11 protein-coding genes are annotated in these 16,975 nt (G+C 61.0%); 9 read left to right on the forward strand and 2 right to left on the reverse strand.

The features are described from left to right. Positions 1–87: 87 nt before the first annotated feature. A complete protein-coding gene (locus tag KIO76_RS04350; RefSeq protein ID WP_213321640.1) occupies positions 88–6,312 on the reverse strand; it encodes an autotransporter outer membrane beta-barrel domain-containing protein in 6,225 nt (2,074 codons plus the stop codon). A gap of 857 nt (positions 6,313–7,169) precedes the next feature. On the opposite strand from KIO76_RS04350, the gene efeU reads away from it, so the two are divergent. The 4 genes from efeU to efeO (KIO76_RS04370) are packed head-to-tail and all read left to right on the forward strand — an operon-like array spanning position 7,170 to position 11,389. After that, on the forward strand, positions 7,170–8,042 hold the full coding sequence (gene efeU / locus KIO76_RS04355) for an iron uptake transporter permease EfeU (protein WP_283771409.1): 873 nt from the start codon (positions 7,170–7,172) through the stop codon (positions 8,040–8,042). Beyond that, positions 8,039–9,223, forward strand: a complete 1,185-nt coding sequence (gene efeO, locus KIO76_RS04360) for an iron uptake system protein EfeO (protein WP_213321642.1) — start codon at positions 8,039–8,041, stop codon at positions 9,221–9,223. Before efeU ends, efeO (KIO76_RS04360) begins: the two co-directional genes overlap by 4 nt. 4 nt (positions 9,224–9,227) lie before the next feature. Next, positions 9,228–10,550 (forward strand): iron uptake transporter deferrochelatase/peroxidase subunit, encoded by a 1,323-nt coding sequence (gene efeB, locus KIO76_RS04365; RefSeq protein WP_213321643.1) that lies wholly within the window; start codon positions 9,228–9,230, stop codon positions 10,548–10,550. A gap of 17 nt (positions 10,551–10,567) precedes the next feature. Next, positions 10,568–11,389 carry an iron uptake system protein EfeO gene (gene efeO, locus KIO76_RS04370; protein ID WP_213325010.1) on the forward strand — a complete coding sequence of 274 codons (822 nt, stop codon included), beginning with the start codon at positions 10,568–10,570 and terminating at the stop codon, positions 11,387–11,389. Between the two features lie 178 nt (positions 11,390–11,567). Here efeO (KIO76_RS04370) and KIO76_RS04375 read toward each other — a convergent pair whose 3' ends face one another. Further along, a complete protein-coding gene (locus KIO76_RS04375; RefSeq protein WP_213321644.1) occupies positions 11,568–12,431 on the reverse strand; it encodes an aldo/keto reductase family oxidoreductase in 864 nt (287 codons plus the stop codon). Between the two features lie 92 nt (positions 12,432–12,523). Between KIO76_RS04375 and KIO76_RS04380 the strand changes: the two genes are divergently transcribed. From KIO76_RS04380 to KIO76_RS04400, 5 genes are all read left to right on the forward strand, one after another. Beyond that, positions 12,524–13,495 (forward strand): LysR family transcriptional regulator, encoded by a 972-nt coding sequence (locus tag KIO76_RS04380; RefSeq protein WP_213321645.1) that lies wholly within the window; start codon positions 12,524–12,526, stop codon positions 13,493–13,495. A gap of 671 nt (positions 13,496–14,166) precedes the next feature. Then, complete coding sequence (locus KIO76_RS04385; protein WP_213321646.1) at positions 14,167–14,493, forward strand: hypothetical protein; 327 nt, start codon at positions 14,167–14,169, stop codon at positions 14,491–14,493. A 137-nt stretch (positions 14,494–14,630) separates the two neighbouring features. After that, complete coding sequence (locus KIO76_RS31720) at positions 14,631–14,810, forward strand: cysteine rich repeat-containing protein (protein ID WP_363316808.1); 180 nt, start codon at positions 14,631–14,633, stop codon at positions 14,808–14,810. Between the two features lie 144 nt (positions 14,811–14,954). After that, a complete protein-coding gene (locus tag KIO76_RS04395; protein ID WP_213321648.1) occupies positions 14,955–15,560 on the forward strand; it encodes a hypothetical protein in 606 nt (201 codons plus the stop codon). Positions 15,561–15,937: 377 nt separating this feature from the next. Continuing rightward, positions 15,938–16,975, forward strand: a complete 1,038-nt coding sequence (locus tag KIO76_RS04400) for an AraC family transcriptional regulator (RefSeq protein ID WP_291975580.1) — start codon at positions 15,938–15,940, stop codon at positions 16,973–16,975.

Consider the following 16,975-nt stretch of genomic DNA (forward strand, 5'->3'; position numbering starts at 1 on the left):
CGCCTGAACTAGCTGGTTCTCTTGCCAGAGGAAAGCGCGTTCGCGCACATGTCACCGGGTCAGTTGCACCGATCCGCAAACGGCTGCTCAGAAGGGTATCGACAAGCGGGCGCTGACCTCCTGGGAAAGATACTTGTCGCCGATACCCGCCTTATATTCAGCGCGCAGGTCGTACCCCTCACCACTGAAGAGCTGGGCGCCGGCCGTGAGATTCACGAGACGCCCTGGCATTGCCACTTCCGTCACGAAGTCCTGCACCGGAACCAGAGAATCCGTAAAGCCGACGCCAACGCGCATGCTGTCCTTGGCCAGGAAGCTGACCCCAACCGACGCATAGGGGCGCAACCACATGGTCGGGCTCAAATCAACGCGACCTCCGATTTCGACAGCCGGTGTGAAAGCGACGTTCCACTGTTCAGCTGAGGCGAAACGCAAGTGCGTCAGCCCGGTACCGGTCTCGCTGTAGCCCGGCATCGATGTGTACATGAGGTCCAGATCTGCATAGGGCTTGAGATACCAGTTCCCCCCGGTAATCTCGTAGCTGGCCCGCAACCGCCCCGCCGCCGTCCAAACGGTTGATGTACCACCTGATGCCGCGAGCGAAGGACCGATATTCAGGACGCGGTCCGTGTCATAGCGCCCCCATCCGAGATGCCCGGATGCCGCAAGAAGCCATGGGCCAATCTGATGCTTGAGAGCAAGCGAGACATCAAGCGCATCGCCCGATGTGCGTGAGAAGCCGTGGCTGTCAGAAAGGTTGGAATGGGTATAGCCGATCGTGCCACCGAGGAACCAATCTTTCAGGAACTCGTGCTGCGCGCCGAGCCTGTAGGTCGCCGCGCGCTGGTTGAAGCCGGTGACATCGTGGGATGAGGATTGCCGCGTCCACGTCCCCGTCACCCGCGCCCAGGCACAGCTCGTTTCCTGGAGAAGGGTGCCCGTGCCGGCAAACACGGGACAGCTCATCGCCATGTTCATGGATACGCCGGCGCCCAGCGTCTGCGTCGCGGCGACGCTCGCGGACTCGTCCGGGGAGACACTGTCGATTGCTTCATGATAATCGGCTACGGAGGTGACATTGGCGAGATTGCCAAACGTGATGGCGTTGCCATCCGAAATCGCGCCGCCATCCCAGATCCGCTGGAGATAGGACAGAGCCGAATTCTCGGTTGGCGTCAACTCAACCCCATCTGGTGCCTTGAAGACGCCCTCCGGCGTTATATCGACCGCCTTGCCCGCAGAATTCGGCTCCCACCGAATAGGGCTGGCCGGATTTGCCTCAACTTTGAGGTCCGGCAAAACTGCCAGCGAGCCGGTCGATGTCGCGACCCGGAAAGTCTCCGGCTGCAGCCCGCCGACAACATACGGCTCGATCGTCCCGCCGAGCGTGACGGCGCCATCGACGCGCAGAATATCACTGCGCGATTGCCCGGCGGGCCGATTGCTGCTCACATCGACTTGCAAGCGGCCGGTGTTCGTTTGCGAGAAGTCGCCTTTGAATGTGGCGACACCTATAGAATTGCGGCCACCAACGTCGAAACTGCCGTAGTTGTTGAAGGTGCCTGACGCGCCGAGGTCGATAATCCCACGTCCGGCGCTGCGATAAATGCCGTCAGCATAGTTGTTGAAGGTATTGATCTCGCGCGTACCCTGCGTCAGCACCACGTCGCCAATGACGGTACCGCTGTTTTCTATGATTTCCTGGCCGTGCGTCGAGACGATCGCCTGGTCAGAACGGGCAGTGATTACTGCGCCCTTTGTGAAGGTAAGTGTATTGGCCTGCCCGCCGTCCAATTTGATGGCTGCACCGGAGCCCGAACCGCCGTTGATCGTGCCGTCGAACGTGATGGCGATCTGTCCCGTTGAGCTGCCGTCGTACACAGCCCCGGAGGGCGACTGCATTCCGCTTTGGGCAAAAATGCCGACCGAGCCAACGCCTGCCGTGTCGATGCTGCCACGCAGATCAATCGTAACCGCGCCGCCCGTCTGCTCACCCTTGGCCCTCACATCGCCGCTCGGAGCCAACGACGGCAAGACAATGCCTTGCGTACTCGCGAGCAATCCCCCGCCGCCGCCAAGGCTCTGGGTGACAATTCCGTGCGCGTTAGCGCCCGTTGTGGTAATCTGCGTTCTGCTGGCAGCCCCTGCCATTTCGACGCGAACTGTTCCACCACGGCCCAAAGCGCCACTCTGGCTGTTGATAAAGTTCGTGTAGCTGACTGTGCCTGTGGAGAGGGCACCGCTATAGCCGCCACCCCCACCGATAGATTGCGCCACGATCGCGGTAGCACCCGTCCCGGTTGTCGCAATCCGGCTCGCCGCACCGAGTTCAACCGAAACCTGATCGCCGCTGCCCTGCGCGCCGGCGACGCCGCCAAGCCTGCCCGTCGTGCTGACCGTGCTTGTGGTGGCATAACCTCCACTGACGAGGCCGCCCCCGCCGCCGATCGACTGGGCGAGGATGCCAAACGCATTCTCGCCAGATGTGACAATTGCTCCAGAGGACTTGACCGTTACGGCTCCGCCATTGCCTTTGACGTCGCTGCCTCCAAGCTCGAGCTTGTAGGCCTGCGCCTGAGTGGGGGTCTGGCGCCGTGCGGCCTCGGCATCGGCAATGGCCGCGTCGACGTCGATATTGTACCGCTTGAGGAACGCTTTCTCGCCGCTGTTGAAAACGCCTTTCAGATCGGCCGCGGCGTTGACGTCGCGACGATTGAGAAGGATCAGCCCGCCGCCGCCGCCGATCGATTGGGCGACGACACCATGGGCCTCGGCTTTTGCGGTCGTGATCGAGCCGGTGTTGTCGACGATCACACGCTGGCCGGCGCCATGGGCGCCACCCGTCCCTCCGGCCGTCAGCGTGATGGGATCGAAAGGCGAACCACCCTCGTCGATACCCGCCACGCCCAGACCACCACCGCCACCGACACTTTGCGCAAGAACCCCGAAACCAGAGACGCCGCCAGTCTGGATTTCTCCGGAATTGGTGACGGTTGTGGAGCCGCCATCCCCGCCAGCCCCGCCACTCCCGCCGAGGCTGACCTTTACGTTGACCAGTTTGGCGCCGGGCGTCGTTGAGGCGCCGCCATTGCCGCCGCCCCCGCCGATCGATTGGGCAAACAGTCCCGCCGCTCCGGTTCCCGTGGTTGTTATGTTTCCGGCGTTGTTCAGCGTGACTGTGGAGCCATTGCCGCCCGCGCCGCCCTTGCCACCGACGCTTTGCCCATAGGAAACGCTGATTGGCACGCTGTGTGAGATTTTCCAGCGTTTGGCAAAATTGGGGAGCAACGTCAGCAATGTGGTTCTGAAGCCTGCTGCCTTTGCCTCCTTGATCAGAGTCGCGGTGAAATCATCTTCCGGTCCGGCCGAACCTGTCCCCCCGCTGCCACCACCACCACCGATCGACTGTGCCTGGACACCGAACGCGCCATCACCATGCGTCTTGATCTCCGCGCCGGACCTGTTGGTGATGGTGACGAGTCCGCCGTTGTTGCCGCTTCCCCCATTCCCCCCAATGGCGAATGATCCTTGAATCTTGGTGTGCGTACTGGCATGGCCGGAGGCTGCCAAACCACCGCCTCCACCGATGGATTGGGCCAGGATCCCGCGCGCATCGGCTCCGAAGGTCTCGATCGTACCGCTATTCGTCAAGTCGACCGCACCGCCAACACCGCCGGTTCCGCCCTTGCCGCCGACGGCGACGGTTGCCGCGAGGCTCGTGCCGTAGGAAGCTGGAATACTGCCGGCATTCCCAGGCAGACGCGTCGATGATTTCGAGACGCCCGCACCACCGACGCCGCCACCACCCCCGATGCTGAAAGCATGCATGCCATTGGCCGCAAAGCCCCCAGTCTCGATGGTTCGGCTGTTGGTGAGATTAACTGTGCCGCCGGTGTTGCCGGTGCCGCCGCTCCCACCGAGCGCCACATCGACCGCGGCAGCCTTGCCGGTACCAAGGGGATAGCCGGCGATGTCGGCCCCGCCGCCAGCGCCGCCGCCACCGCCGATGCTTCCGGCCAGTATCGCTGTCGCCTGATCGCCCGTCGTCTTCAACGTCGCATTGTTGGTCACCCTGACGGTTCCCCCAGAACCGCCCGCTCCACCGCTGCCGCCTATTCCGACGGCTATATTCACACTCGCGATGCTGGGTCCGCCCAGCGTCGATGCCGCGGCGTCAGCGAAGCCGCCCTGGCCCCCGCCGCCTCCGATGCTCAGAGCAGAGATGGCAAAGGAATCACTGCCGCTGGTAAGGATCTGCCCAGCATTGTTGACAGTGACATCGCGGCCGTTCCCGCCTTTGCCCCCGGTCGCACCGAGAGCAACGGCGACGGCAACGCTGGGCAGTTGCTTGATGACGCCCAGCGAGACCGCTTCCGCCAGGGAGGCGCCGGCAATACCGCCGCCACCACCGATACTCATCGCCTGGATGCCATGCGCGTTGTTGCGTTTCGTTTCGATGGAGGTCCCGTTCGTGATTTGGACCGTGTCCCCCGAGCCACCGGCGCCGCCGCTCGCGCCCAGGGCAATAGCAACAGCCGCTTGTGCGCCGATTGAACGCGCTTCCGCCGAACCGCCTTTGCCGCCGCCCCCGCCGATCGATTGAGCGACGATGCCTGAAGACCCCTCACCGTGAGTGAGAATGCCCCGTCCCAACTCGGAACCCGCGTTCGAGGCACTTGCGATGTTATTGACGGTGACAGCTCGCCCGTCTCCGCCGCCCCCGGCCGAGCCGCCCAATGCCTTGGTGAAAAGCAGGCCGAAGGCTGAGGCGTCGCCACCGCCGCCCCCGCCGCCACCCACGCTCTGGGCGAATATACCGAGCGCGTCCTTGCCTTGGGTTTCGATGCGATTGGAGTTCGTGACCGTAACGGTATCGCCGTTGCCACCGGTGCCGCCGGTTCCCCCCGAAGAGAAGACCAGGAACATCGAGCCGCCACCCGCACCGCCGCCGCCTCCAGGAGGCTTGACGAGGTTGGACTGAAAGGCCTGGACCGCGTTGCCACCGCCCACACTCTGAGCGACCATGCCGGCGCTGCCCTCACCTTTGGTGAGAATGGTGCCAGAATTTGTGAGCGTCACGCGACCCGCGTTGCCCGCGTTGCCACCGGTGCCGCCATAGACGACCCCGCTCCCACCGGCTCCGCCCGTTCCACCGACGGACTGCGCGACAAGACCATACGCGTACTTGCCGGCCGTCTCGATGGACCCCGAGGTCGTGGCCTCGATGTCGCCGCCGGCGCCACCTGCGCCACCTTCAGTGCCGCGCCCGCCGACAGCAGTGATGCCCCCCTTGCCGCCTTCCCCACCGACACTCTGCAAGAGGAAAGCCGGTGCGTAGTCGCCGAACGTCTTGACGCTACCCGCGCTCGACAAAACGATGGACGGTTTTTTGTCGACACGTGTCACATTGCCGGCATGGCCTCCGGCCGTATCGCTTCCCCGGTCGGCACTGGACCCGTTACCCGCGATCGATTCAACCACAACAGCAGCGGCGCCGGTGCCATGCGTCGTCACCGAGGCAGCCTTGTCGATCGTCAGCTGCGCGCGACCACTTGCGCCACCCTGGCCGGCATCGGGGGACTGTGCGCCGCCTTCAGCCACAATGCCGTTTTCGCCCCCCGCGCCGCCTTTCGATGAAACGGTGATCCCGCCGAGATAGCGCGAGAACGTCTCGATGCTCGAGAGATGCGTGACGGTCACATCACCACCAGCGCCCCCGGCGCCCGCGGAGGCGAACAATTCGTAGTGACCTTCAAAGATGGCAAGATTGCCCGCGCCCCCGCGTCCACCTTGCGAATAAACCCCAAGGAGAGACGACAAGCTTAACGGCGTAGGATCCTTGTCGAGATCACCGGTCTGTTTTGCCGAGGCAGCCTGGACGAAGGTCACCGAACCACCTGCGCCGCCCGCCGCGGCCTCCATGTCCCGTTTCAGGCCCGCACCGCCTTGTCCTCCGACAGAGCCGATCTCGATGCTGCGCTGCTTCTCCGTGGTGTTGACGATGACGTTATTCCGATAGTCCAGGGTAAGCCCAACCGCTCCCGCAGTCGCCGGATGGGTTTCTTCCCACCACCACATTCCTGTTGTGTGGGCGTCACTGCCCTTCTTGCCAGTCTCTACACGCTTGATGGGCACAGACGAACTATCGATCGTAACAGTTTGCGACAGAGCCGGGCCGGCAGCGAGTATGATTGCCGATGCGCTGATGCCCGCCAGGTAGTTCAGGCGACGACCACCCCTTCCGGCTATCGAATATTTGGTTGTTTGACCCGCGCACACGTGCACGCCGCCGACCCGCATGGTCACGCTCATCTCAATCCCCCCCAAAGCGCACCTTCGCGAGACCTTACGCGAATCGCAACTGCCCAGAATTTGGTACCAACAGGAGTGTTATATGTAAATATAGCAGTAGCTTCCGGCGCATCGAACAACTACGATTCAACTGATGGCATTCCATTTCACAGCGGCTTGACGCACTAAACGCGGCGATCAGGCGCATCATCGCCGCAAATCGGCCACAGGGACGAGTTCATCCCGCGAGTGCGTGAGATCGGCTTGAGCCGCGTCGATTAAAGGCGCGCTCGGAAAGCGTCGCGCATCCACCACCGGAACGAGCGCGGTCACAACCAAGGGCACCTTGAAGTCGTCCGACTCACCCATGCCGCGTGGCTAGACCCGCCAAGCGCAGCTACACGACGCATCGGCAGGCCTAAGATACTCGAATAGCGCGAATTCCATGAAATAATTAGAAGTATTTAACCACCATAATTATATAAATTATATCACGCGCACACGAGAAAAATTGTCAGATGTCTTATTGTATTAATCTAACGAACAACGGCGCGCATCGCTTCATTATAATACAAGCACGGCTATATGATGAGCCGCACGTCATGGCCGCATGTCCGCCCCGATGATCTAACCCGGATGTAGCATGCCCGGATGTCCGTTATGGATCACCGGCACCTCAGCAATATCGTTTCTCGCTCGGTTGCGTTGCAGCGCCAAGCACGGCCGCGTGCGTGTAGTCAAACACCGCAATCGGCTCGCTATACTTTTCGATCTATGTTTTTATTAGACGAATTAAAAAATTAGGACTTCCGTAAGCGTTTGCCTTTATGTGCGCGACAGCGCTATACGTAGATCGTTTTCAAAGATCTGCGCCCGTCTTGCGGGTAAGGGGGTCCAAAACGCTTGCTCCGTTTCTCGTCATGCTGCGCGAGGGCATCGAGGCAGCTCTGATCGTAGGCATCATCGCGAGTTATCTCCGGCAAACCGGCCGTTCCGCGTGGATGCCGGCTGTCTGGATCGGCATTTTGCTGGCCATCGCAGCTTCATTTCTCGCTGGCGCAGTGCTCCAGTTCGCCAGTGCGGAGTTTCCGCAGAAAGCTCAAGAGCTCTTCGAAGCCCTTGTCGGGCTCCTTGCCGTGGGCGTGCTCGTTTCGATGGTCTTCTGGATGCGCAAGGCGGCGCGTTCCATGAAGTCCGAACTCCAGCGTGCGGTCGACGGCGCTCTCCAGTCGGGCCCGGGCACCGGATGGCCTCTGGTCGGCATGGTCTTCTTTGCTGTGATGCGCGAGGGCCTCGAATCCGTATTCTTCCTGCTCGCGATCTTCCAGCAGAGCCCGACACCCCTTGCTCCGCTCGGCGCCCTCGCCGGCCTCCTATGCGCGGCCGCCATCGGCTATCTGGTTTATATCGGTGGCATGCAGATCAATATGCGTCGGTTCTTTACCTGGACGGGGATTTTCATCCTCGTCGTCGCGGCCGGCATCCTGTCGAGCGCTTTGCGCAATCTGCATGAAGCTGGGCTGTGGAATCTCTTGCAAGCCCGCGCCTATGACCTTAGCGAGATCCTGCCCGTCTCCAGCGTGACCGGGACCGTGCTATCCGGGTTGTTCAGCTATCAGGAAGCGCCCGCCGTGGGTGAAGTCTTCGTCTATGTCGCCTTTCTCGTCGTGAGCCTTTTCTTCTTCCTGCGGGAGAGCCGTGCGTCGCTGCCAAGCACCCTTGCGCGGCCGGCTGAGGAGCCTGGGCCATGAGCGTGGAACCCAAACCAAGCCTCGTTTCGTCGCGCCTTACGTCTCTGGCGATTGCCGGGGCGGCCTTGCTCGCTCTCGGGAGCGGCGGCATCTTTTTCTACGCAACTGGAAAACGGCAAGGCGGCAGCGCCTCCGACCTCGTCAAGGTGGAGGTTGGAGCGAGAGCCTGCAGTCCGAATGAGCTTACACTCCCCGCCGGCCGCCACACCTTCGAAATCCACAATGCCTCGGACCGTCCGGTCGAATGGGAGATCCTGGAAGGCATCATGGTTCTCGAGGAGCGGGAAAACATCGTCCCCGGCTTGAGGCAGACTTTGGCTGCCAATCTGAAGCCAGGCCAATACGAGATCACGTGCGGACTTCTCTCAAACCCACGTGGCAAACTCACCGTCACACCCAACGCCGCGTCGCAGGCAGCGGCCAAGATAGGGCCGGAGCTGAAGGCCTTCATCGGCCCGTTGTCCGAGTACAAGGTGTTTCTCGCCTTGCAGGGGGCAAGTCTCGTAAAGGCTACGGAAAAGCTCGTTACGGCCATTAAGGCGGGCGATCTTGACGGGGCCCGCGCGCTTTACGCATCAGCGCGGGCGCCATACCGCCAAGCGGAGGCGACCGCGATGCGGTGGGCTGACCTGCAGGCCGCTATCGACCCCGTTGCCGATTACTTGGCAGACCGCGAAGGGGACAGCAATTTCACCGGATATCACCGGCTCGAGTACGGATTGTTCGTCGAAAACGAGACGGCCCCGCTCATTCCCGTCGCCGAGAAGCTGCTGACCGATGTGAACGAGCTGAAAGCCCGGCTGCGCTCCGTGAAACTGCTGCCGGACGATGTGCCGGGCGGTGCCGCTCGCCTCTCACGACGCCTTGCCGATGGAAAGATCGAGAGCGGCGAGAACGCCTATGCGCATAACGACCTCGCCGACCTCGACGCAAGCCTGACCGGCATCACAAAGATGGCGGGGTTGGTGCGCCCGCTCATTCCTGATAGCTCCGTCGAGCTCGCGCACGAACTCGACGCGCAACTCGAGGCGGCGCGCCTGAGCCTCGATGCCCACAGAATAGACAACCACTATCTCGCCTACGACAAGGTGAATGGGCCGAGCCGCAAGACAATCGCCGATGCCTTCCGCGCCCTTGCCGACACACTCGACAAGGTCTCCAACCGCCTGACACCAGGATAGCGTCATGGCCGGACAAGACGACAGCTTTTCCCCGCAGAACGGTGAACGCCGGCGCTTCCTACTTGGCATGGGAGCCACGGCAGGCGGCGCGCTGACGACGCAGACTGTCTATGCCGATAACAAGACTACCCCGGCCCAGCGTCACGTCACGGACGCGCCCGTGGGCGATACGTCAACGGATGGCCGCTGGCCGTTCTATGGGGAGGTTCAGCAAGGCATCGTCACGCCGCGGCCGGCGGCCGGTATGATCGCCTCCTTCGACGTGATCGCGAAGACTGTGGACGACTTGGAAAGTCTCTTCCGGACATTGACCGAGCGCCTCGCTTTCCTCACCCAGGGCGGCCGGCCGCCGGATGTCGACCCAAAGTTTCCGCCCCCGGACTCGGGTATTCTGGGACCGATCGTTCGACCGGACAACCTGACGGCGACAGTCTCAGTCGGCGCGTCGTTTTTCGCCATTCTTGAGGGGCTGAAAGTCCTGAAACCGCGGCATCTCCAGCGCATGACAAAGTTCCCCAATGACGCGCTGGACGCTTCGATCTGCCACGGCGATCTTGCCCTGCAATTCTGCGCTAACCGGCCGGACACCACTATTCATGCGCTGCGCGACATCATGAAAACCATGTCGGACAAGCTCGTGTTGCGCTGGAAGCAGGAAGGGAGCGTCCCCGTCATCCCGCCCCGCGCCGATGGCCGTGTCGAGAGCGCACGCAATTTCCTCGGCTTTCGCGATGGTTCTGCCAACCCCGACGCCAATGATGACGCATTGATGCGACGCATCCTGTGGGTGGATGGATATAGGGGCGAGCCCGCGTGGGCGGAGGGCGGCACCTACCAGGCCATCCGCATCATCCGCAACTTTGTCGAGCGATGGGACCGGACCCCTCTCGGTGAGCAAGAGCGTATCATGGGCCGCCGCAAGGCCAGCGGAGCACCATTCAACGGGGCCACGGAATTCGACGTGCCGGACTACGAGGGTGATGCGGACGGTACGGTGACAGCACTCGACGCTCACATCCGCCTCGCCAATCCGCGAACCCCTGGGTCGGAAGACAATCTGATCTTGCGGCGCCCTTTCAACTATTCGAACGGCGTGACGAAATCGGGGCAGCTGGAACAGGGTCTTCTGTTCATCTGCTATCAGGCCGACCTCGAGGCAGGCTTCATCGCTGTGCAGCGCCGCCTGAACGGCGAGCCCCTCGAGGAGTATCTCAAGCCTATCGGTGGTGGCTATTTCTATGTCCTACCCGGCGCGAGAGCGCCGGGAGACTACCTGGGCCGGACGCTTATCGAAGCCGCGCGTGCAGGCCAATCATCCCCGACGTGAAGACAAGGGAAAGCAAGATGAGATTGAATACTCTCCTCGCTGCCGCAGTATTGACGGCATCGCTCGGCGGAACTGCCTTTGCACAGCAAAATGTGTCGCTCGAGCTTGTGGAGCCGATTGCCGAATACAAGATCTACATATCCGAGAAGCTACAAAAGCTTGTTGCGGATACAAGGATATTCACCGACGCGATCAAGGCGGGCAACGTCGACAAGGCCAAAAGCCTATTCGCGCCGACCCGGATGAGCTATGAGGCGATAGAGCCCATCGCGGAACTGTTTAGCGACCTTGATGCCGCCATCGATTCGCGCGCCGACGACTATGAGAACGGTGAGAAAAACCCGGAATTTCCGGGCTTTCACCGCCTCGAATACGGCCTTTGGGAACAAAATTCCGCGGAAGGCCTTGCCCCCATCGCCGACAAGCTGATGGCGGACGTTACGGCGCTGAGCCAGCGGATCACGGACATGACACTCCCCCCCGAGAAGGTGGTAGGAGGAGCCGCCGCCCTCATGGAAGAGGTGGCGGCCACCAAGATTTCCGGTGAGGAAGATCGTTACAGTCATACCGATCTCTGGGACTTCAAAGGGAACTTTGATGGATCTGAAAAGATCTTCGTCCTTGTGCGTCCGCTGATCGAAAAGAACGATCCGGATTTTGTCAGGAAAGTCGCTGATAACTTCGGTGTCGTTGGCACGACACTCGCCAACTACAAAAGTGGCGAGGGCTATCAGTCTTATGACAAGCTCACCGAGGATGATCGCAAGGTGTTAGCCGGCGCCGTCAACACACTCGCTGAGGACCTTTCCACCTTGCGCGGGAAACTTGGGCTGAACTGAACGCGCCAAACGGAGGGTAGACCTGCGAAACCTTCCGTATCATTTCGGCCCAATTTTCAATCGTACCGAGCGCTGGCTTAGAGCATTCTCGTGACCACGGGTCCCGCAAATGCTCTCGACATGGATGCTCGGAATTTACTTCCACGACCGCCTTCCCTGGCAACCCACGGCGGCTCCTTCAAGCAACGCGATCGAGATCCGCAAGCGCGTCATGAGGCAGATCAAGCGCGGCTGCGGCAAGGTTGTCCCGCAGATGTGCAATGGAGGACGTTCCCGGGATCAGAAGAACATTGGGCGCGCGTTGGAGCAGCCAGGCGAGCGCGGCCTGCATGGGCGTGATACCGAGACGCTGCGCGACATCGGACAACTTGGACGACTGCAGTGGTGTGAAGCCGCCGAGCGGAAAGAACGGCACATAGGCGATGCCATCCTGGGCCAGAGCATCGATCAGCATGTCGTCGGCCCGATGGACCAGGTTGTAATGGTTTTGAACACAGACGATCTCGCAGATCTTGCGGCCCTCAGCAATCTGCGTGGCTGTGACATTGCTCAACCCGATGTGGCGAACCAGACCCTGCCGTTGAAGCTCGGCCAGAGCGGCAAGCGGCGCCTCAATCGACCCTTCGGCTGGGCCATGCGTGTCGAACATGATCCGAAGATTGACGACCTCCAGCACGTCGAGCCCAAGATTGCGCAGGTTGTCATGGACAGCGTTCGTCAGCTCCTGGGGAGAGAATGCAGGCAGCCAGGATGCGTCCTCACCCCGCCTCGCCCCGATCTTTGTGACGATCACGAGATCATCAGGATAAGGATGAAGCGCTTCGCGGATAAGCTGGTTGGTAACATGCGGACCGTAGAAGTCGCTCGTGTCGATATGATTGACGCCGCTCGCTATAGCTTCGCGCAACACGGCCAATGCGGCGTCACGATCCTTCGGCGGACCGAATACGCCGGGCCCGGCGAGTTGCATGGCCCCGTAACCGAGTCGTTTCACCCGGCGATGACCAAGGGTAAAGGTATCGGATTGAGTGCTGATCGTCATGGTCTTCTCCCTATCTCCATGCGGCAAATAGGACCTGCTCGCGGGGCCGATAACCCGGTACAATCCGCACAGGCTGTGCGGATTGGCGGACAATGATTGATCTCGGAGACCTGAATGCTTTCGTCGTCGTGGCACGCACGAAGGGCTTTCGCGATGGCGCGCGCCAGAGTGGTGCCAGCGCCTCAGCCTTGAGCGAAGCTGTCAGACGCCTCGAAGCCCAGCTCGGCGTACGGCTGTTTCACCGCACCACGCGCAGCGTTGTGCCCACCGAGGCTGGCAGGCGCCTTTTGGAACGGCTCGGCCCTGCGCTGCAAGAGGTGGATATCGCGCTTGGCGTGGTGAATGATTTCCGCGACAGACCGGCAGGAACGCTCAAGCTCAATGTGCCGGTCAGTGCAGCGCGGCTGGTATTGCCGCGCATCGTACCTGCCTTCATCGCCGCTTATCCCGAGATCCGGCTGGAGGTGATCACCGAAGAGAGCTTCATCGATACGTTGGCGGCGGGCTGCGACGCCGGGATACGGTATGAGGAGCGGCTGGAGCAGGATATGGTCGCGGTCCCGATCGGGCCACGCATCCAGCGCTACGCCACGGCGGCATCCCCCGCCTATCTTGATCGTCACGGTCGGCCTGAGCATCCACGCGACCTGCTCGCCCATGCCTGCCTGCGCCATCGCTTCCCCAGTGGGGCAATGCCCGCTTGGGAGTTCGAGCGCGACGGCGAAATCGTCCGTGTCGATCCCTCCGGGCCGCTAATCGTGCAGGCCGGCGGCGGATCGGATCTCGCTGTCCATTCAGCATTGGCCGGGGCCGGTATTGTCGGGCTGTTCGAGGACTGGCTGCGCCCCCACCTCGAAAGCGGTGCCCTTGAGCCTGTCCTCGAACCTTGGTGGCAAAGTTTCCCCGGGCCATTTCTCTACTACCCAGGCCGACGTCTCGTACCCGCGCCGCTGCGGGCCTTTGTGGATTTCGTCAAGACGGCCGCCGCGCGAGCGGAGCGCCCGACACCGCATGGTGGCGAAGCAACAAGCCGTAGCCAGCCGCACGGCTGGACGTCGGACTGAAAATGGTTGAGCGCCCTCATGCCAATGCGCGAATTCATCCTTTATCGTGCGGGTGCGCAGACGTGCTCTCGTCCGCGTTGGCAGATCCGACATCACGCCAAGCATGTCGCCGAGATCGGCCCCGCCAGATCATTCAGGTGCCGCGCCGATACACACGATCCCCATCGACGGCTTCCCGATCACCAAATCAATGCTCGTCGGCGAGCCGCTGATGCGCGAGAATGTCGAGCAGCATGCCTGCGCGATCGGAGCCTCAGCGCCATGATCATCTCAGCGGGCACCCGCGCTGGCTGACAAACTAGGCCGGCAATGATCGGCTCAGTTGCGACACAGATCCTGTCTTAAAATGTCAAGAAATTGGCCAGACTGATCAAGCAGGTAAATGGGACAAACCATACTCTTCGCCTCGAAGAGAAGTGCGTGGAAAGGGCTGCTGGCATCACGATGCGCCCTCGTGCGAATACACCCGATTACGCCGGGCAAGCACCGAAAGGCCGTGGTATGTGCCGGGAATCTCGAAGAGCTGTCGGAGAGACGCAGCTTACCCAGGAGCTGGGCCTGAACAGGAGCTGGTTTTGAAAATTGGTCACTTCTTCGGGCTGGCTGGGCTTGCGCTGATCGCGGCAATCTGGACCTCAGCGGGGGACGCAGCGGCACAGGAGTTCAAGTCCTTGCAAGGAGCGTGGCTGGCGAAGGGCGCGGACTGCGCGGATGTGTACCAAAAATCGGGAAAGGGAACTTCATTCAGAAAGCCCGTCGATCTTTTTGCTCCCGCCTTCATGATCGTCGGCAATCGTCTCACCACCCCAGGCGCCACTTGCCGCATCAAATCCGCCAAGCCGTCCGGCAACCTTCAGCAGCTCGTTCTTGATTGCGTTAACGCCATCGGCAGCAATGACGTGCGTGTGCTGGTGTCGAGCCAATCGGATGGCTCGCTTAACAGGTACCTCAATTCGCAGGATACCACCGGCACTCCCCATCAGAATTGCGCACGGTGACCGTCCTAACTAACACCGCGGTGCCATCCACAGCTTCGACACGGAACAGCGATCACATGATCAGAGCGGAATTGATCTCATTGCTGGGGTGAAAGGGCATGGCGAAAGTATTTCTGACGCTCGCGATCTTTTCCTACATGACTTTATTGAGCCACGCCCAAAATCAAAGTGATCTGACTAAGGCCTGCAAGACTGATTTGCAGAAATTCTGCAAGGGGGTGCGCGCCGGCGACAGCCGACTGCTCCAATGCTTGAGAACAAACGTCAAGCTGATCTCGACGGAATGCTCCCAGATGCTTGGAAGAATGAAACAGTAACCAAAGTCCGGCGAACGCCCCGATGATCGCCGCGGGCCACGCTAGTTGCCATTCTCGTCATCGCATTTTTCTCGACAATCCTCCTGCCTGCGTGGTCTATCTCACAAGCCGACTATCGCGTTCGTCAGCAAAGGATGGCTAGCAATGTCTGTAACGCGTCGCCACTTGACCGCCACACTCATCTCGGGTGCAATATTCATCTCGACGGCGGGAGTGATTACTTCACCTGCCATCGCGCAACAATCAGTCAACGTCCGCGGACTTGGGGCCGTGGCTATCGACACCATTGATGTGCGCGTTGTCTCGGTCGATCTTCCATCTCGCAACGTGGTTGTGGAACGACGTGGACGCCAGTGGCGCATCACCGTTCCCGAGGATTTCGGCAGTTTGGCAGCCTTGAGGCGCCGTGATCGTCTATCCATCGCGCGGGTCGAGAGTGCCTTGATCGCCGTCACGCCGGCGCGTCGAGGGACGAGGCCTGATGTTGTTTTCACAACGGGGCGCGACGAAGGGCTCTTTGGCAATCTTCCCGCTCGCTGGGTTGTGCGCAACGTAACGGTCACTGCCCAATTCACCAGCTTCGATGCGGCGAGCGGAACTGTTCGCTACGTTGGTCCAGAAGGACCGAGAACGCTGCGGGTGATTGATCCCGCCGTCATCAGCATGGTGCAGTCGCTGCGCCGGGGTGACATGGTCAATCTCGTCTTCACTGAAGCGACGCAGATTGTTCTCACACCGCGCAGGCTTTGAGGGCGAGCGGATGTCGGGGGATGCGCCGGATCATGGCGGCAATCCCCGGCTGCGCCTCGCTCAACACCTTGAGGCATGGAGGCAAAAGTGTTCCGCGGCTCATCTGCAAACCTCGTGCCAGCGTTAAAAGCACGTAAGTAATGTTCTTGCTATCGCTCTTAACTATTCAGGCGCTTCCCGGCGCCTGAATTCATACGCTCATACCCCCACTAAGAATACCATTGCCAACGCCATGGGCCATGATACGGTCCAGATGCACATATCGAGCGATATGCGGCCTGACGACTTTGATGCCGGTCCGGTAAGTAGTCGGGGCTCCGATGCGGGACATTGGGTATCGTGTAGACAGTAAAGGCGGGCTTCGAAAGCCAAGCCCGGTGCTCGCGCAGACCAAACTTGGCCGCTCCCTTGCCCCTGGCTATATCCACCTTGGCGTCGCTAAGGAGATTGTTCCCGTATTGCAAGATTTCGGCTTGGATTCCGGTCCTCTCATCCGGGAAGCTGGGCTCGATCCGTCTTCGTTCGATGACGTGACCAGCGTTATCCCACACGCATCCCTGGGACGCCTGCTAACCATCTGCGTAGCAAGGACAAACTGCCCTCACTTCGGACTCCTCGTCGGCCAGCGAGCGACGATTTTGTCGCTCGGCCTGGTAGGCCGGCTCATGCAACACTCCGAGACCGTGGGGGATGCATTACGAAGCTTGGTTTCCAATCTCAGCATTCAGAACCGTGGCGCGGTGCCCTCGCTGTTGATTAGCGGGGACACGGTCCTCTTCAGCTTCTCGGTCTATCAGCTTGAGGCCGAGAGTGCAGATCAGATATCGGACGGGGCTCTCGCGGTGACTGTGAATGCCCTCCGCAGCCTGTGCGGCGCCGACTGGAACCCGAGCGACGTACTCCTGCCTCGCAAGTCTCCGAAGGACACCACTCCCTACAGGCGCCACTTCCGGGCACCTGTCCGGTTTGATCAGGAAAGCGCGACCTTGTCGTTGCCGGTTCGCGATCTAGACCATCGTATTCTTGGCGCGGATCCCATGCTTCGCGCGGTCCTCGACGAGCGCGTTCAGCAGTTAAAAGGGTGGCCCGGAACGGAGTTTTCGGACGATATCCGGCGTCTGCTGCGAACACGGTTGACGAGCCATCGGTGCTCTGCCGAGGATACAGCTCTCATGATGGCTATGCACCGCCGCACCTTGAGCCGCCGGCTGAAAGATTGCGGAATTGGCTATCGGACAATCACAAACGAGATACGCTTTGAAATTGCGCGGCAGTTGCTTGAGGACACGCAAATGCCGCTGGCACAGATCGCGGCAACACTTGGCTATTCGGAAGCAAGCGCATTCACCCGGGCGTTCCGCCGCTGGTCGGGGTCAACACCGACGACGTGGCGGGAGGAAGAGCGGTTGACCTGA

It is taken from the genome of Chelatococcus sp. YT9, from assembly GCF_018398315.1.
Lineage (GTDB): Bacteria > Pseudomonadota > Alphaproteobacteria > Rhizobiales > Beijerinckiaceae > Chelatococcus.